This is a genomic window from Oceaniovalibus sp. ACAM 378, assembly GCF_008085915.1.
Taxonomy (GTDB): domain Bacteria; phylum Pseudomonadota; class Alphaproteobacteria; order Rhodobacterales; family Rhodobacteraceae; genus Oceaniglobus.
The window spans coordinates 269410-286070 of record NZ_VSJK01000004.1; the positions used below are offsets into that span (position 1 = coordinate 269410).

The window sequence follows — 16661 nt, forward strand, 5'->3', positions numbered from 1 at the left end:
GGTTCAGCCCGCAGCCAGCCCACCATCGACGGGGAATTGCCCGCCGGTGATGAAGGCGGATTCGTCCGAGGCAAGGAACAGCACCAGATTGGCCACATCGATCGATTCACCATAGCGGGCCATCGGGATCGTGGCGACAAGCTGTTTCTGGGCTTCCGCACCTTTGCCGGGGCTGAACCCTTCTTCAAGCGACCGCATCATGCGGGTGTTGACCGGTGACGGGTGCACGGAATTGACGCGCACGTTGGCCGGAGCCGATTCAATTGCCGCAGCCCGGGTCAGCCCGACGATGGCATGTTTCGACGTGATATAGGGCGCGACGTCGGGGCTGCCCTGCAGGCCCGCAATGGATGACATGTTGATGACGCTGCCGGATTTGCGCGCGATCATGCCCGGCAGGACATGTTGCAACCCAAGAAAGGCTCCGCGCACGTTGACGGCCATCACCCGGTCGAAATCATCGATCTTCTGATCGACCAAGGGCGCGACACGGCCCTCGATTCCGGCGTTGTTGAAGAACACGTCGATGCGCCCGAACCGGTCCAGCGCTGCCTTGACATAGGCGGCCGTATCCTCAACCGACGATACATCTGCGGCCACGCACAACACGTCATCCCCCGCGCCAAGACTTGTCGCGGCGGTGGCCAGATCGTCGTCTTTCAGATCGACAATCACGACTTTCGCGCCCTCAGCCAGAAACAGCCGGGCGGTTTCAAGCCCGATTCCCGCCGCACCACCGGTGATCAGCGCAATCTTATCCTGCAAGCGTTTCATAGGATTTCCCCTCTATTGTCATAAATGTTGCCGGGCGTCAGGCCGGTGCAGATCCGGCATTCTCGCGCCGCAACCGCAGCGCCAATCCGATGAACAGCACACCAAAAATGATCGCACAGAACCCGATCAGCCAGATGAGCGAAAGCACCCCGGCCCCCGGAACGACGAACAACAACACGCCGAAAATGACCGACAGCACGCCCCCCGCGACCAGAAACCATTCGCCCTCGATTTCCCGGCGCAACCGGATCGCCATGACGATTCTGAGGACGCCGCCCACGATCGCCCAGGCGGCGATGAACATCAGCAGCACAAAGGCCGTGACGCCAGGCGCAAGAAAAGTCATCACACCGACCGCGATGCCCAACACGCCTTCCAGCGCCCAGAGCCACCAATGGCTCAGCAATTCACGGTGGCGGATCGACTGGACCAAACCGAAGATGCCGTCGATCAGGACATAGGCCCCGAACAATGCGATCAGAATGCTGAGCGTCAGGCCGGGCCAGATAAACGCGGCAAAGCCGAATGCGATTGCCGCGATCCCGCGCAGCAAAAACAGCCACCAGTTGCGTTGCAAATAGGTTCTCAGGTCATCCATTCTTCATCTCCTTCGCATTTTCCTGCGAAATGCGCGTTCCCGCGCGCCCCGCCAGAATCTCGGAGGCCTGATCCAGACGTCCGATGCCACCCATCCTGCCGGCGGTGGCGAAGGCGGCGGCGGCCGTGACCTTGGGCCTCATGGACCCCGCAGGCAGGTCAAGTTTCAACGCGTCCTCGGGCGTGATCGCGCCGATCTGAGATTGCGCCGGAGTGCCGAAATCGCGCATCACGGCAGGCACGTCGGTCAGCAACAGCAATGCATCGGCACCCAGTTCGTGCGCCAGAAGGCCGCTCACGGCGTCTTTGTCGACCACCGCCTCGATTCCCGTCAGGTGGCCGTTGTCCTGTCGCACCACCGGGATACCGCCACCGCCGGCGCAAATCACGATCACCCCCTGATCCAGCAGCAGTTTCAGGATCGTCATTTCGGGGATCTCGCTTGGCGCGGGCGATGCCACGACGCGGCGCCACTTGTCTCCGTCTTGTGCAATCGACCACCCTGCGGATTTGGCGCGCGCTTCGGCCTCTTCCCGGCTGTAAACCGGACCGATGAACTTGGTCGGCTTGTTAAACGCCGGATCCTGCGCATCGACCACGATCTGCGTCAGCAGGGTCGCCACGGGTTTTGAATGGCCCAGCGCGTTCTCCAGCTCCTGCTCGATCATATAGCCGATCATACCGGCGGTCTCGGCCACCAAAACATCCAGCGGATAGGCCTCGGCGGGATTATAGGCGGCACTTTGCAGCGCCAGCAGCCCGATCTGCGGACCGTTGCCGTGGGTGATCACCAGGCTGTGCCCCGCGCGCACGATCTCGGCGAGCGAGCGTACCGCGACACGGACATTGGCGCGTTGGTTTTCAGCGGTCATCAGTTGACCACGCTTCAGCAAGGCGTTGCCACCAAGGGCTGCGACGACAAGCATGCTCATGCGCCCATCCCGGCAGACAGCGCCGCCCCGATCCTTGACCGCGACATCCGGTTTTTGACCGGATCGAACCTGACGGCGGCGGGCGTGACGGCGGCGGGGCCTTCCAGGATCACTTGGGTGGCATTCATGGCATTTCTCCTTTTCAGACCGCGGCGCGGATGGCGGGACACTGTATCGCGGCTCGCGCCGCGTCGTGGTTCCGCACCCGCCCCGGCGGTGTCTTTCGATCACCTATAGATCGCCCTGCCCGGCCTATCATTGACCGAGATCAATGAAAGCGCCGCCTTTCCCGCCTAACCTCAGGTCAAACGCGAGATACCTGTCAGGATGAATGTATTGCTTTACATCGACTTGCCGACCGCCCAAGAGATCGGGGTACTGAACCAACGGCGCGCGGATGCCTGTGTTTCGATCCATCTCGGGACGACACCGCTTTCCGAGATGGCGCACGAGTCCCGCATGACTTTGCAAAACCTGGAAGGTCCAGCGATGGCAGGAAATCCGGCAGCACCGGATCTCCATCCCCTGCGGCACGGTCGGTTTCGGCGTTATCGCGGTGCGAACCGGACATCCGACGATAGACTGGAACCAATCTCGGCTCAGTTGGTTGAGCTATATGGGTTTACCCCGACTCTGCCGTCCCGGCGGCGAACCTTTGGAAAACGGCACGCGGGAGACAGACTATGACTTATCGGAAGATCCTATGACTTATCGGCGCATCGGCTTGGTGAGTATCGCGGTTCTGATCGCCCTTGTTATCATCGCTTTTGCCCTCATTTGGCGCCCAGAGCTGACTGCCACCGCCGAAGGCGCTGAACCTGCCTATGGCAAGGATGAAATTGCGCGGGGCTATGCCTTGGCTCAGCTGGGAAATTGCGAAAGTTGCCACACGGCAGAAGACGGCGCTGCCTATGCCGGAGGTCGCCCGCTGGACACGCCGTTTGGCACGATCTTTGCTGTGAACATCACACCCGACCGGGAAACCGGCATCGGCGAATGGAGCCCAGAGGCCTTCACCCGTGCGATGCGCAAGGGTGTCGACCGCGAAGGGGCGCATCTGTACCCGGCTTTCCCCTATACCAGTTTCACCAAGATCGACGACGGCGATATCTCTGCCCTTTACGCATATCTGCGCACGGTCCCGGCGGTCGAGAACGAAGCGCCGGAGAATGCATTGCCGTTTCCGTTCAACATCCGGGCGCTGATGGCAGGCTGGAACCTTCTGTTCCTCGATGCCGGGCCAGTCAAAGCCGTTTCGCGCGAAAGCGATGAATGGAACACGGGCCGCTATCTTGTTGAGGGCGTCACCCATTGCGGCGCCTGTCACACGCCCCGCAATGCCCTCGGGGCCGAGAAATCCTCGGATTCGCTGGCAGGGGCCGAGATCGACGGTTGGTATGCGCCGCCGCTTGCGGGCGATGGGGCGCGCGCCTGGAACAAACCACAGTTGGCCGCCTATCTCTCCGCCGGATTCAGCCGCGATCACGGTGCCGCGGCAGGCCCCATGGGTGAAACCGTAACTAACCTGTCCAAGGTCGCGCCTGCCGATGTGACGGCCATCGCCACCTATGTGGCCAGTCTGACCGATGACACGTCCCCCGCCTTTGCGGCCATCGACAACGGTGTGCCCGATGATCTGGCCGCGACACATGCCCTGTGGGTCGGTGCCTGCGCATCGTGCCATGAAGCGGCGGATGGCCGCGCGAACCCGTCCTATGGTGTCCCGCTGTCCGTCGGTTTTGCCCTGCGGGGCGACAAGCCGCTGAATGCGGCGCGCACGATTGTCGGTGGTATCGACGCATATCGTGACAGGGGTGGTCCTTATATGCCGGCTTTTGGAGGCACGCTCACGGCCGAACAGATCACCGATCTGACACAGTATGTCCGGGCGCGCTTTTCGGACGGGGCAGCATGGGAGGGCGTTGGCGATACGGTGGAACAGGCACTGAGCGAACAGAACGAAGGAGACGGGCAATGAGCGTCAGCATCGAAGTGAACGGAACCCGGCACGACATCGACGGCGACCCGTCCATGCCACTGCTCTATGCCCTGCGCGATCAGATCGGCCTGCGCGGCGCCAAGTTCGGCTGCGGTCTGGGCCAGTGCGGCGCCTGTACCGTCATCGTCGACGGGCGCGCGGTTTTTTCCTGTCTCACGCCGATCTCCGCACTGGAAGGCCGTGCCGTCACCACCACCGAGGGCCTGCTTGAAGATGGCAAACCCGGCAAGGTGCATCAGGCGTTCATCGACGAACAGGCGGCGCAATGCGGATATTGCATCGCCGGAATGGTCATGCGCGTCCAGCATCTGCTTGAGCGCAACGCCGACCCCACGGACGAAGAAATCCTGACCGGAATGCAGGCCAACCTGTGCCGCTGCGGCACCCATGCCGCGATCATCCGCGCCGTCCAACGCGCCGCGCGGACGTGACAAAGGAAAACGCCATGACCATCGCCCCGAACCTCAGCCGCCGATCCCTTTTGCAGGGGGCGGGCGGGCTTGTCGTCGCCTTTTCGTTGACCGGCGGTGTCCGTCCGGCCAGCGCGGAAACCGCCGCTGTGTTGAAATCTGTCGCAGAAGGTGCGGTGGATTCCTATATCTCGATCGATCCCAAGGGCATGGTCACGGTTTACAGCGGCAAGATCGACTATGGCACCGGGGTGCGGACCGGCTTTGCCCAGATGGCGGCCGAGGAACTTTCCGTCCCTCTGGACCGGGTAACGGTGATCGAAGGCGATACCTCGCTTACCCCGGATCAGGGGCCGACCTATGGCAGCCTTTCGATCGAAGTGGGTGGTCAAGCCATCCGCAAGGCCGCCGCCACAGCCCGCGAGGCGCTGCTTGACGCTGCTGGCGAACGGTTGGGCGTTGAACGGGCCGGGTTGACGATCACCGATGGCATGATCCGCGGTGACGGTGGCGAAATCTCGTATGGCGATCTGCTGAACGGTGAAAATTTTTCGCTTGAGGTGAACGAGAACGTGCGCCTGAAAGATCCGGCGCAGTTCACCATCGTCGGCCAGCCGATCATCCGCGACGGTCTGCCGGGCAAGATTACCGGCGCCTTCGAATATATGCAGGATTTGAAAATCGACGGGATGGCCCACGCCCGGGTCGTGCGACCACCTGCAATCGACGCGACGCTTGAGGGTGTTGACGAAAGTTCGATCTCGCATCTGCCGGATGTGCAGATCGTGCAAAAGGGCAATTTTCTGGCGGTGGTCGCGGAATCCGAATGGACGGCAGTACGCGCCGCGCGGGAAATTTCGGTGACATGGGCAACCACCGAGAGCCTGCCAGATCAGGCCCAGCTCTGGACCCACGTGCGCGAAACACCCATCGCCAAAGATGACGTAACCAGCGATATCGGCGATGTGGATTCAGCCGCAGGCACGCGGCAGGTCAAGGCCACCTATGATTTCGCGCTGCACACCCACGGCTCGATCGGGCCGTCCTGTTCGGTTGCTGATTTCAGTGATGGCAAACTGGTCAGCTGGTCGTCGTCGCAGGCAACGCACCGGCTGCGCGGTCAACTGTCCGATATGTTCTCGGTTCCCGAGGAAGACGTGCGCTGCATCTATATCGAGGGCGCGGGATGCTATGGGCGCAACGGCCACGAGGATGCCGCCGCAGATGCGGCGCTGATATCACGTGAACTCGGTCGCCCGATCCGCGTGCAGTGGATGCGCCACGACGAACACGGCTGGGACCCGAAAGGCCCGCCGACCCTGATCGACCTGACCGCAACAATCGACGATGCCGGCGCGGTCGCCGCCTGGAGCTCGGAATTCTTTATCCCTCAGGGGGCCGGTGGACGGGTCGCGTTGTTGGGTGCCAATCTGGCCGATCTGCCGACAAATCAGGATACCAACCCCGGCGGTATCACAAACGATTCCGCCATCCCCTATGGCTTTCCCAACATCCGAACCGTCTGTCACCGGTTGGAATCAACTCCGCTGCGCCCTTCATGGATTCGCGCGCCGGGGCGGATGCAGAACACGTTCGCCAACGAAGCGTTTCTTGACGAAGTTGCGGCGGAACTGGCCGTCGATCCGATGGAATACCGGCGTGGGTTGATCGATCCTGCCGATAAACGCGGGCTGGCGGTGCTGGACCGGTTGAAAGAATTTGCCGGATGGGAGCCGCGCCCCTCACCCCGCTCAGGCGGTGACGGTGACGGAGCGCGCTTGACCGGCCGCGGCATGGCCTATGTCAAATACGAGTTGAAACGCACCTATGTCGGCGCGGTGGCCGAGGTGTCGATGGATGCGAATTCGGGCGCGATCAAGGTTGATCGGTTCTTTGTGGTCCACGATTGCGGCCAGATCATCAACCCGGCGGGCGTGCGTGCCCAAATCGAAGGCAACGTGATCCAGACCACCAGCCGCACCCTGATGGAGGAACTGACCTTTGATCGCAACATGGTCACCAGCCTTGACTGGGCCAGCTATCCAATCCTGCGGTTTCCAGATGTGCCCGAGGTAAATATCGAATTGATCGACTATCCCAACGAGGTGCCATGGGGGGCCGGCGAACCAACAGCGGCTGTCGTTTCCGCCTGTATTTCCAATGCGGTGTTCGATGCGGCAGGGATCAGACTGCGGTCGGTGCCGTTCAAACCGGCCAAGGTACGTGCGGCACTGTCCGAACAGCGCAGCTGAACGCGACAATCTCTGCGCCCGGACGGATTGCGCAACGGTGCCTTGATCCATGCGGGCGTCAGTCAAGTTCCGATCTGCGGGTCGTAAGATCGGAACGTTCGAACACTGCGGGCAGAAGTTCGGTACCAAGACCCGGCCCCTGCATCGGCAGGACATAACCGTTTTCGATCACCGGAACTTCGGTCACCAGCTCTTTGTACCAGCCGGTATAAAATGCGCGCACGGATTCCTGAATCAGGGTGTTGGGCTGACTGAAGGATGCATGAACCGCCGCCGCATAGCTGACCGGGCCGGTGCAGTCGTGGGGCGCGAAAGGACGGTGATAGGTGTCGGCAAGCGCGGCGATCTTGCGCCCCTCGGTCAAGCCACCGGTCCAGCACAGATCGACCATCACCACATCGACCGCGCCGCGTTCAAGCATATCCTTGTAGGGAAAGCGCGAGCCAAGCGTTTCAGAGGCGCAGACCCAGACATCGGTCGAGGCGGCATATTCAGCCAGGGCTTGTGGCGAATTCATCCGGATCGGATCTTCATACCAGGTGGGCGCATAGGGTTCGAGAGCGCGGGCAATGTTCTTGGCCATGGGCAGGTTCCACAGCGAATGGAATTCGACCATGATCTCCATCTTGTCACCGACGGCACGGCGGATCTTCTCGAATGGCTCGATTGCGGTTTTCATCTGTTCGGCGGTGATATGCAGGCCGCGATTTTCCTGTGCCGGTGGATCGAACGGCCAGATCTTCATTCCAGTGATGCCGCTTTCCAACAGGTTTTCGGCCAGAGCACCGGCATCGGTCATAAACCCTGACAGATCCTCGAACGGGCCTTCGGATGCGCCCAAATTCCAGGTATCCACCGGGCGGATGTTGTTGCTGCGCACATAGCCATAGCCCGCACAGGTGTTGTAAACCCGCAGCTTGTCGCAGTTCAGCCCGCCCAGCATCTGATGAACCGGCTGATCGCAGACCTTTCCAAACAGATCCCACAGCGCGATATCAATGGCCGAGGCTGCCCGGTATTCAACCCCGGTCGAGGCCTGCGCCATGGGCAGATCGACCATGATCCGGTTCAGCGACTCGATTCTCAGGGGGTCCTGCCCCAAAAGGCGCCCGGCCAGCGTGTTGTGGATATGCGCCTCGACCGCTGCCGCGCCATAAAACGTTTCGCCAAGCCCGATCGGCCCCGCATCCGTATGCACCCGCACCCAAAGCACGTTGGAAAACTCTTCGGTGCGCAGCGTTTCAATGGCGGTGATCTTCAACGGCTCTCCTCCCGGCTTGGCGGCAATCTGTGACGACACAGGTCCTGCCGACAAGGGTGCCCGCAGCCGACGAAATTGACAATGTCTAAACCCCGCGAGGAATTGCGCCTGCGCGACCAAGGCAACCACTCCGATACTTTGACCCCGATACTCCTAAGATTGTGTTAGCGTCGACCATGCCGACAGCCGTTTGGCTGTTCCCGCAGGGGTGTGCGATGCTTCGACCGCCCGCAAATGCCTCAATTTCGCCGCGACTGGACATTGGCTGCTTCGGTTGGCAGTTTGAAACTGCGTGTGGCGTATCAATCTGGTCATGAAGTGAGTGGATTCAGAGATCTCAGGTTGCACCCGTGTCAAACTGCGGGGATTGTGTCCCACTCAGCACGAACACATCAGGGAGGTTTTTCGTGAAACATCATCTCATTTCGGCAGCACTGGCGGCGACGCTGGTTTTTGCCGGCGCTGCCGGGGCTCAGGAGTTTACGTTCCAGTTCCAGTCGTCCGATCCGGCGGGCAACCCGAACTTCGAATATCAGAAGGGCTGGACCGAACTGGTGGCCGAACGTTCCGAGGGTCGGATCAAGATCGACCTTCTGCCGGTCGGTTCGATCGTCGAATACAACGAGACACTGGACGCCGTCGCGGCGGGCATTCTTGACGGTCAGATCTGCGACAGTTCCTATTGGGCAGGCAAGGATCCGGCTTTTGGCCTGATTTCGAACCCGGTTGGCGCATGGTCGGACCCGGCACAGATGATCGACTTTGTCGAGAACGGTGGCGGCAAGGAACTGATGCAAGAACTGCTGGGTTCATATGGCCTGCATTTCATTGGCGTCACCACACCGGGGCTTGAGGCGTTTGTGTCGCGCAAGCCGCTGAACGGGGTTGCCGATCTTCAGGGGCTCAAGATGCGCGCCCCCGAAGGCCCCGTCGCCAACGTGTTTGCCGCAGCTGGCGCAGCCCCCGTCAACCTGCCCTCGTCCGAGGTTTACACCTCGCTTGACAAGGGTGTTGTCGATGCCGCCGATTACTCGGTGTTTTCGGTCAACCAGCAGCAGGGCCTGAACGAAGTCGCACCGAACCCGGTTTACCCCGGCTTTCACTCGCTGCCGCTGGTCGAAGTATCGCTGAACAAGGCCAAGTGGGAATCCCTGCCCGATGACCTCAAGCTGTTGCTGGAAGAAACGGTTAAAGAGTTCCAGCAGACCCAGTTGAAAGGCAACAGCGAGGCAGATCTGGCCGCGGTCGAAGAGGCGAAAGCCAATCCGAATATCACGGTACACGACTGGCCCGAAGAAGAGCGCGCCAAATTCCGCGCCATCGCCACCAACGAATGGGAGCGGATCGCAAAACAGTCACCGATGTCACAAAAGGTCTATGACACGCTGACTGCATATCTTAAGGATAAAGACCTGCTGAAGTAGGCTTTCCACAGGGCCGCGCCGGTCACGGCGCGGCCACCACCATCCGCCCCCAACCCCAGAACGGGCCAGCCACCATGACCGACCAAGATCGCACAAAGGAAGCCGTCGACCTTTTGGCAACAAGCGAAGGCAGTGGGCGAACGGCAGTCGAAGCAGGGCTGATGGGGCGCATCGTTGACCGGGTCGGATATGTGTTCGCAGCGGGGATCGTTCTTGCCGCCGCAATCCTGCTGCTCGAGGTGTTCCTGCGCTATTTCTTCAACCGTCCGACGATCTGGGCGCATGAGACGACCATTTTCCTGTGCGGCGCGTCATTCATATTTGGCGGGCTCTATTGTACCTGCAAGAACAGCCACATCCGTGTCGTTCTGCTGTACGATCATTTCTCGCCACGGGTTCGCCGGATCGCAGATATTCTGATCTCGATCACCTCGGCCATTGCTGCCGGTTTCTTTGCCTATGCGTCGTGGCACATGGTCAAACGCGCGGTGATCACGCCATCGGGTGAAATCCGGCTTGAAACAACCGGCAGCGCGTGGAGTCCGCCGACGCCCGCCCTGCTGAAGATATTCGTGCTGCTCGTCATGGTTCTTCTTGTGGTGCAGTTTCTCATCCTTGCCTTCAATTATGCCCGCAACCGGCAGAATCAGTGAGCACCCCCATGGATTTCGGCTTTGATCTTTCCGCCTTGGGCATCGGCTGGGGCACGACCCTGATGTTCGTCATGTTGGTCCTGCTTTTGCTGACCGGCATGCCGCTTGCCTTTGTCACCCTTCTGGTTGCGCTGATCTTTGCGCTTGGCTGGTTCGGGCCGATGTCGATCCCGCTGATCACCAGCCGGGTCTATTCGTTCACAATGAACTTTGTGTTCGTCTCGGTGCCGATGTTCGTGCTGATGGCGGCGATTCTCGACCGGTCCGGCATTGCACGCGATCTGTTCGACGCGATGAAGATCTTTGCCGGGCGCATCCGGGGCGGCGTGGCGGTGCAGACGATTTTCGTCGCCGTGATCCTTGCCGCGATGAGCGGTATCATCGGCGGCGAGATCGTCCTGCTGGGCATGATCGCGCTGCCGCAGATGCTGCGGCTTGGCTATGATCGCAACCTGTCGATCGGCGTGGTCTGTGCGGGCGGATCGCTGGGGACGATGATTCCGCCGTCCATCGTGCTGATCATCTATGGTCTGACCGCAAACGTTTCGATCGGTGATCTGTTCACCGCCGCCTTCCTTCCCGGTTTCATGCTGGCGATGTTCTATGTCGCCTATATCCTGTTCCGGGCGTATTTCTCCGAAGGCATCGTGCCGCCGGTTGACACGACCGTCATCCCGAACATCGAGAAAATCAGACTGCTCAAAGGGTTGGCCCTGCCGATCCTTGTCGTCACAGTGGTTTTGGGGTCGATCTATGGCGGCATCGCATCGGTGACCGAAGCCTCGGCAATCGGCGTCGGCGGTGTGGTTCTGTCAACGATCCTGCGGGGTGAATTTTCCTATGGGTTGATGCGCGATGCAGCGCTTCAGACATTGGCAACGGTCGGCATGATCGTGTGGATCGGCATTGGCGCGACCGCCATCGTCGGAGTTTACAATCTGATGGGCGGCGTCGATTTCGTGTCGAGCATGATCACCGGCGTGTCGGACAACCCCACGGTCGTCATCCTGTTGATGATGGCGATCCTGTTTGTTCTCGGCGCATTTCTCGACTGGGTCGGGATCGCGCTGCTGACCATGCCGATCTTTGTGCCGATTGTTAAATCCATGGGTATGGATCCGGTCTGGTTCGGCGTTTTGTTCTGTATGAACATGCAAATTTCGTTCCTGTCGCCCCCGTTCGGTCCAGCCGCGTTCTATCTCAAAAGCGTGGCACCCCCCGACATTTCACTTGGCGACATCTTCCGCTCGCTGGTGCCTTTCATCTGCTTGCAGATCCTCGCCGTCGGGCTTTTGGTGGCGTTTCCGGGCATCACGGGCCGGTAACATCTGGCAGGTAGAGCCGCGGGCGACTCAGGCCGCGTCTTCACGCAGGCTGGCGATCAGGCGATGGAACCGGTCGCCCTGAACCGTCACATGCAGACGCAGGGCCGCCGCGGCGCCCTCGCCATCGCCGGCGCGCAACGCCTCCAGTATGGCTGTATGCTCGGCCATTGACTGCTCCATCCGGCCCCGGTGACGCAGTTGCATCCGGCGAAACGGTTGCAGCCTTCGTTGCAGCCGCAGGGTTTCTTGCTGCAGAAACGCATTGCCCGACTGTGCATAGATCGTCTGGTGAAACTGCTCGTTCTCGCCATAGTAACCATCGGTATCGCGGGCCTGCGCCGCGGCCTGACAACGCTGGTGGATGGCATCAAGCAAAGTCAGCCCCGCGTCATCGATCCGGCGCGCCGCCAGCCGCCCGCAGGCCGCCTCAAGCTCGGCCATCACCTCGAACATCTCGACCAGTTCGACCGGCCCGGGCTGGCGCACGAACACGCCCCGGCGCGGTTGCTGTTCGGCCAGCCCCGACACGGTCAGCCGTTGAAACGCCTCGCGGATCGGAGTCCGCGATACGGCGAACTTTTTCGCAAGTCCGGCCTCGTCCAGACGATCCCCGCTGGCAAAGGTACCGTCAAGAATCATCACCTCAAGAGACTCGGCAATCTCATCTGATCTTCGTTTTGTCATGGCAACTGAATAGCCTATCGCCGATCGCGCACAAGAAGGGTTCTCTTGTATACGCAAGCATTGACAGAAAATACCTGATCGTTGATCGTTACCCGTGACAGGGGAAATATCCCCGCATCACCAAGGGGAGGGTTCGATGAAACGCTATTTGATGTCAGGCGCTGCGGCGCTTGTGATCTGTTCGGTTGCCGGTACGGCGATGGCGGCAGAGCTGCGGTTGTCACACCAATGGTCAACCGGCGATATCCGCCACAAGGTGGCACAGATGGTCGCCGATGATGTCGCGGCTGCCGGTGTCGATCTTGAGATCAAGATTTTCCCGAGCGAATCCCTGTTCAAGGCGCGCGATCAATATACGCCGCTGTCGCGCGGCCAGCTTGACATGGCGGTGCTCCCGCTCAGCTATGCGGCGGGGCAACAGCCGGCCTATAACCTGACGCTGATGCCCGGGTTGGTGAAGAACCACGATCACGCCGCACGCATGAACTATAGCCCGTTCATGGAGGCTGTCGAAGAGATCATGGCCGGGGATGACGTCAAGGTTCTGGTTCACGGCTATCTCGCCGGTGGGTTCGCCGCCAAGGACAAGTGCATCACCAAACCCGAAGATATGGCGGGATTGCAAACCCGCGCGGCAGGCAAGTCGTTCGAGCAAATGCTGGCGGGCGCTGGTGCCTCAATCGCGTCGATGGCATCGTCCGAAGTGTATAACGCGATGCAATCGGGCGTTCTGGATGCGGTCAACACTTCGTCGTCCAGCTTTGTCAGCTATCGGCTGTATGAGCAGGTGTCCTGCTATACCCCGGCGGGCGAATACGCCTTGTGGTTCATGTATCAGCCGCTGCTGGTCAACAAATCCGCCTTCGACGGGCTGACCCCGGAACAGCAGACCGCGCTGACCGACGCGGGTGCCAAGGCCGAAGCCTACTATCTGGAAGAGGCCAAAAAGGAAGACGCGGATTCGGCCAAGGTGTTCGCCGACAACGGGGTCGAGATCGCTACAATGACGGCGGAAGAATTCGACGCATGGCGGGCTTTGGCGCAAGAGACCGCCTATAAGGCGTTTGTCGAAGAGACGCCGAATGGGCAGGAGCTTCTCGATATGGCGCTGGCGGTCGAATGACCGTCCGCCCCGGGGGCAATCTTCGGGGCGACTTCTACGCGTGCCGGCTCAGGCGTCCCCCGGCCCCCGAAACAGCAGAAAGTCCTTCCATGTCAGGCTCACTTCCTTTGGCCGCTGACAGCGTGTCGCCGTTTGCGCGGTTCGGCGGCAATCCGGTGCTCTGCGCCGTCGCCGCCGTCAGCACTGTTGCCGGATGGATCGCGGCGGCGATGATCGTCGCGGCGGTGCTGATCACCTGCCAGATGATTTTCGTGCGTTTCGTGCTGAACGTCTCGACCGTCTGGCAGACCGAAACGGTGATCTATCTGTCGATCAGCGCCACCCTGCTGGGCCTGTCCTATGTCCAGCTGCTGCGCGGCCATGTGAATGTCGATCTGATTCCGCTGGCGCTGGGTCGGCGGGCGCGGACCCTGTTGTTCTGGTTCACCTCGGTTCTGTCGATCATCATCGTCGCGGTGATCCTGTGGTACGGATACGACCTGTGGCAACTCGCCTGGAGTCGCGGTTGGCGGTCTGAAACCGTGGTTGGGGTGCCCCTGTGGATTCCCTATCTGGCGATTCCGGTCGGGTTCGGACTGATGTTGTTGCAACTGATGGCCGATCTGGCAGCGGTGGCTCTGGGCCATGACCGGCCCTTCGGGTTGGAGGGCTGAGCGATGGACCCGTTGATTCTGGGTGGGCTGGTCGCTCTGACCACCATTCTGTTGCTGTTTTCAGGCGTTTCCGTGGCTCTGGGCCTGCTGATCGTTGCCGGTGGATTTCTGGTGATCTTTGACGGGACGCGGTCGTTGGAGCTGATCCCCGAAATCGTGTTTGGCGAGCTGAACAATTTTGCCCTGCTGTCGATTCCGATGTTCATCATCATGGGCGCCTCTATCGCATCGACCCGTGCGGGCGCCGACCTGTACGAGGCGTTGGAGCGCTGGCTGACTCGGGTGCCCGGCGGATTGGTGATTTCCAACCTCGGGGCCTGCGCGCTGTTTTCGGCGATGTCTGGGTCAAGCCCGGCCACCTGCGCCGCCATCGGCAAGATGGGCATCCCGGAAATGCGCAAGCGCGGCTATCCCGATGGGGTGGCCGCCGGTTCAATCGCGGCGGGCGGCACCCTTGGCATTCTGATCCCGCCCTCGGTGACGATGATCGTTTACGGCATCGCAACGGAAACGTCGATCGGGCGGCTGTTTCTGGCCGGGGTCATGCCCGGCCTCATGCTTGTCACACTGTTCATGGCCTGGTCGCTGTATTCCACATGGCGTTCGGGGGATGTGAACCTGCTCTCGCCGCGCACGTACTCGTGGAAGCAGAAATTCGAAATCCTGCCCCGTGTCCTGCCCTTCCTCGTCATCATCATCGGCGTTCTGTTTACGCTTTACGGCGGCATCGCCACGCCCAGCGAGACCGCGGCGGTGGGGGCACTGCTGTGTCTGGTGATCGCGATCATCATTTATCGCCTGTGGTCGCCCGCCGCCCTGTGGACGGTGCTGCGCGACAGTACCAAGGAGTCGGTGATGATCCTGTTCATCATCGGCGCGGCGGGGGTGTTCAGCTATATGCTGTCCTCGCTTTTCATCACGCAAAGCATCGCGGAGTGGATCGGCACGCTGGATGTGAACCGTTGGGTGCTGATGGGGCTGATCAACGTGTTCCTGTTGATCGCCGGCTTCTTTCTGCCCCCGGTCGCGGTGATCCTGATGGCCGCGCCGATCCTGCTGCCGATCATCACCATTGCGGGTTTCGATCCGATCTGGTTCGCGGTGATCCTGACGGTCAACATGGAAATCGGGCTGATTTCGCCCCCCGTCGGGCTGAACCTTTATGTGATCAACGGGATCGCGCCGGATATCTCGCTGAAGACGATCCTTTACGGATCGCTGCCCTATGTCGCCTGTATGGTGCTGGCGATCTTCCTGCTGTGCGTGTTTCCGGGGATTGCGACCTGGCTGCCGGATGCCGTCATGGGGGTGGCGATATGAGCTTTCTTGCCGATCTTCTGTCCACCGTGTTCGAGCGACGCTATCGCGCCGGTCCGACCGCCCAGACCGACTCTCGCCCGATTGAGGAACTGGCCGCGGCGCTGGTTGGATCGCAGGGTGAGATGTCGGGTCTGGCGCTGGCGCAACAGATTCTTGTTCGGTTCGACGGGCTTGATGACGCCGAGAAGCTCGCCCTGTTCCATCATTTTGAGCGTGACATGGATATTGATCCGGATACCGTGCGCGAAGCCCTTGCGGCTTATGAGCACGCACCGACCAAGGACAGCTATCGCAGCTTCATGGAGGCGTCCGAGCCGCGCCGCCAAGAGTTGATCCGCCGGCTGAACAGCGTCCCGGGCGCGACCGGGCAACTGGTGCGGATGCGTGCCGATCTGCTGCGCCTTGGGCGTGGCGATCCGACGCTTGAACCGCTCGATCTTGATTTCCGGCATCTGTTCGCTTCGTGGTTCAACCGGGGCTTTCTGGTGCTGCGGCCGATAAGCTGGCAAAGTCCGGCGTATATTCTGGACAAGATCATCGCCTATGAGGCGGTGCACGCCATCGACAGCTGGGACGATCTGCGCGGCAGGTTGCAACCCGCCGACCGGCGCTGTTTCGCGTTTTTTCACCCCTCGATGCCCGATGAGCCGCTGATTTTCGTCGAGGTCGCCCTGACCCGGGGCATTCCGGGATCGGTGCAAGACCTGTTGGCCGGGCAACGCAAGATCCTGCCCGCAACCGAGGCGGACACCGCCTGTTTCTATTCCATATCGAACTGTCAGGCCGGGCTGGCGAAGATTTCTTTTGGCAATTTGCTGATCAAACAGGTGGCGGCCGATCTGGCGGCTGAACTGCCCGGTCTTGCCACCTTTGTCACCCTGTCGCCGATCCCCGGGCTTGCCCGTTGGGCACGCGACCAAGAGGTGCTGCTGGATGGCTCCGACGACACCGATCCGGCCTCGGCCGCCGCGCATTTCCTGCTGAAGGTTAAAGCGCCGGACGGCGGCCCGTCTGACCCGGTGGCGCGGTTCCATCTGGGCAATGGGGCGCTGATCCATGCGATCCACACCGGCGCAGACACTTCGGCCAAGGGGATGGCGCAGTCGGCAGGGGTGATGGTGAATTACCTCTATGATCTGGACAAGGTGACACGAAACCACGAAAAGTTCGCGACCGAACGCGCCATCGCCGCCTCGCCCGAGGTGACATCTCTGGCGGCGGGCCATGCTCCGGCCCGGTCTGAGGAAAGCTGAG

Annotated in this window: 16 protein-coding genes; 10 read left to right on the plus strand and 6 right to left on the minus strand. The window is 61.0% G+C overall.

Going from position 1 to position 16661, the window contains the following annotated elements:
* Positions 1-3: 3 nt before the first annotated feature.
* Genes FQ320_RS07230 through FQ320_RS26325 form a run of 4 tightly spaced genes read right to left on the minus strand, consistent with a single transcriptional unit; the run spans position 4 to position 2431 of the window.
* Positions 4-774 carry an SDR family NAD(P)-dependent oxidoreductase gene (locus FQ320_RS07230; protein WP_148471033.1) on the minus strand — a complete coding sequence of 257 codons (771 nt, stop codon included), beginning with the start codon at positions 772-774 and terminating at the stop codon, positions 4-6.
* Positions 775-811: 37 nt separating this feature from the next.
* Positions 812-1372, minus strand: a complete 561-nt coding sequence (locus tag FQ320_RS07235) for an HdeD family acid-resistance protein (protein WP_148471034.1) — start codon at positions 1370-1372, stop codon at positions 812-814.
* Positions 1365-2297, minus strand: a complete 933-nt coding sequence (gene arcC, locus FQ320_RS07240) for a carbamate kinase (RefSeq protein ID WP_148471118.1) — start codon at positions 2295-2297, stop codon at positions 1365-1367. Before arcC ends, FQ320_RS07235 begins: the two co-directional genes overlap by 8 nt.
* 2 nt (positions 2298-2299) lie before the next feature.
* Entirely contained in the window at positions 2300-2431 is a 132-nt protein-coding gene (locus FQ320_RS26325; RefSeq protein ID WP_255509404.1) for a hypothetical protein, read from the minus strand.
* A gap of 575 nt (positions 2432-3006) precedes the next feature.
* Here FQ320_RS26325 and FQ320_RS07245 point away from each other — a divergent pair.
* From FQ320_RS07245 to FQ320_RS07255, 3 genes are read left to right on the plus strand one after another with little or no spacing between them, the layout of a single operon-like run.
* Positions 3007-4281, plus strand: coding sequence for a cytochrome c (locus FQ320_RS07245; RefSeq protein ID WP_187393806.1), 1275 nt, complete (start codon positions 3007-3009; stop codon positions 4279-4281).
* On the plus strand, positions 4278-4733 hold the full coding sequence (locus FQ320_RS07250; RefSeq protein ID WP_148471036.1) for a (2Fe-2S)-binding protein: 456 nt from the start codon (positions 4278-4280) through the stop codon (positions 4731-4733). Before FQ320_RS07245 ends, FQ320_RS07250 begins: the two co-directional genes overlap by 4 nt.
* A 14-nt stretch (positions 4734-4747) precedes the next feature.
* Positions 4748-6964 (plus strand): molybdopterin cofactor-binding domain-containing protein, encoded by a 2217-nt coding sequence (locus tag FQ320_RS07255; RefSeq protein WP_148471037.1) that lies wholly within the window; start codon positions 4748-4750, stop codon positions 6962-6964.
* Positions 6965-7022: 58 nt separating this feature from the next.
* On the opposite strand, the gene FQ320_RS07260 is transcribed toward FQ320_RS07255, so the two are convergent.
* Entirely contained in the window at positions 7023-8225 is a 1203-nt protein-coding gene (locus FQ320_RS07260) for a mandelate racemase/muconate lactonizing enzyme family protein (RefSeq protein WP_148471038.1), read from the minus strand.
* Between the two features lie 407 nt (positions 8226-8632).
* Between FQ320_RS07260 and FQ320_RS07265 the strand changes: the two genes are divergently transcribed.
* The 3 genes from FQ320_RS07265 to FQ320_RS07275 all read left to right on the plus strand — a co-directional run bounded on the left by FQ320_RS07265 (position 8633) and on the right by FQ320_RS07275 (position 11627).
* Complete coding sequence (locus FQ320_RS07265; protein ID WP_148471039.1) at positions 8633-9649, plus strand: TRAP transporter substrate-binding protein; 1017 nt, start codon at positions 8633-8635, stop codon at positions 9647-9649.
* Between the two features lie 74 nt (positions 9650-9723).
* Positions 9724-10302, plus strand: coding sequence for a TRAP transporter small permease subunit (locus FQ320_RS07270; RefSeq protein WP_148471040.1), 579 nt, complete (start codon positions 9724-9726; stop codon positions 10300-10302).
* An 8-nt stretch (positions 10303-10310) separates the two neighbouring features.
* Entirely contained in the window at positions 10311-11627 is a 1317-nt protein-coding gene (locus tag FQ320_RS07275; RefSeq protein WP_148471119.1) for a TRAP transporter large permease subunit, read from the plus strand.
* Between the two features lie 27 nt (positions 11628-11654).
* Here the strand turns inward: FQ320_RS07275 and FQ320_RS07280 are convergent, their stop codons facing one another.
* On the minus strand, positions 11655-12311 hold the full coding sequence (locus FQ320_RS07280) for a GntR family transcriptional regulator (RefSeq protein ID WP_148471041.1): 657 nt from the start codon (positions 12309-12311) through the stop codon (positions 11655-11657).
* 136 nt (positions 12312-12447) lie between these two features.
* Between FQ320_RS07280 and dctP the strand changes: the two genes are divergently transcribed.
* The 4 genes from dctP (at position 12448) to FQ320_RS07300 (ending at position 16660) form a co-directional block, all read left to right on the plus strand.
* Positions 12448-13434, plus strand: a complete 987-nt coding sequence (dctP, locus tag FQ320_RS07285; protein ID WP_148471042.1) for a TRAP transporter substrate-binding protein DctP — start codon at positions 12448-12450, stop codon at positions 13432-13434.
* A gap of 89 nt (positions 13435-13523) precedes the next feature.
* On the plus strand, positions 13524-14087 hold the full coding sequence (locus FQ320_RS07290; RefSeq protein WP_148471043.1) for a TRAP transporter small permease: 564 nt from the start codon (positions 13524-13526) through the stop codon (positions 14085-14087).
* Between the two features lie 3 nt (positions 14088-14090).
* Complete coding sequence (locus FQ320_RS07295) at positions 14091-15407, plus strand: TRAP transporter large permease (protein WP_148471044.1); 1317 nt, start codon at positions 14091-14093, stop codon at positions 15405-15407.
* Positions 15404-16660 carry a malonyl-CoA decarboxylase domain-containing protein gene (locus FQ320_RS07300; RefSeq protein ID WP_148471045.1) on the plus strand — a complete coding sequence of 419 codons (1257 nt, stop codon included), beginning with the start codon at positions 15404-15406 and terminating at the stop codon, positions 16658-16660. The genes FQ320_RS07295 and FQ320_RS07300 overlap by 4 nt, the downstream gene beginning before the upstream one ends.
* Position 16661 lies beyond the last annotated feature (1 nt).

Excerpts from the sequence above, each read along its gene's own strand:
- FQ320_RS07230 (WP_148471033.1), bottom strand. The coding sequence starts at position 774 with ATGAAACGCTTGCAGGATAAGATTGCGCTGATCACCGGTGGTGCGGCG.
- FQ320_RS07235 (WP_148471034.1), bottom strand. The coding sequence starts at position 1,372 with ATGGATGACCTGAGAACCTATTTGCAACGCAACTGGTGGCTGTTTTTG.
- arcC (WP_148471118.1), bottom strand. The coding sequence starts at position 2,297 with ATGCTTGTCGTCGCAGCCCTTGGTGGCAACGCCTTGCTGAAGCGTGGT.
- FQ320_RS26325 (WP_255509404.1), bottom strand. The coding sequence starts at position 2,431 with ATGAATGCCACCCAAGTGATCCTGGAAGGCCCCGCCGCCGTCACGCCC.
- FQ320_RS07245 (WP_187393806.1), top strand. The coding sequence starts at position 3,007 with ATGACTTATCGGCGCATCGGCTTGGTGAGTATCGCGGTTCTGATCGCC.
- FQ320_RS07250 (WP_148471036.1), top strand. The coding sequence starts at position 4,278 with ATGAGCGTCAGCATCGAAGTGAACGGAACCCGGCACGACATCGACGGC.
- FQ320_RS07255 (WP_148471037.1), top strand. The coding sequence starts at position 4,748 with ATGACCATCGCCCCGAACCTCAGCCGCCGATCCCTTTTGCAGGGGGCG.
- FQ320_RS07270 (WP_148471040.1), top strand. The coding sequence starts at position 9,724 with ATGACCGACCAAGATCGCACAAAGGAAGCCGTCGACCTTTTGGCAACA.
- FQ320_RS07275 (WP_148471119.1), top strand. The coding sequence starts at position 10,311 with ATGGATTTCGGCTTTGATCTTTCCGCCTTGGGCATCGGCTGGGGCACG.
- FQ320_RS07280 (WP_148471041.1), bottom strand. The coding sequence starts at position 12,311 with ATGACAAAACGAAGATCAGATGAGATTGCCGAGTCTCTTGAGGTGATG.
- dctP (WP_148471042.1), top strand. The coding sequence starts at position 12,448 with ATGAAACGCTATTTGATGTCAGGCGCTGCGGCGCTTGTGATCTGTTCG.
- FQ320_RS07290 (WP_148471043.1), top strand. The coding sequence starts at position 13,524 with ATGTCAGGCTCACTTCCTTTGGCCGCTGACAGCGTGTCGCCGTTTGCG.
- FQ320_RS07295 (WP_148471044.1), top strand. The coding sequence starts at position 14,091 with ATGGACCCGTTGATTCTGGGTGGGCTGGTCGCTCTGACCACCATTCTG.
- FQ320_RS07300 (WP_148471045.1), top strand. The coding sequence starts at position 15,404 with ATGAGCTTTCTTGCCGATCTTCTGTCCACCGTGTTCGAGCGACGCTAT.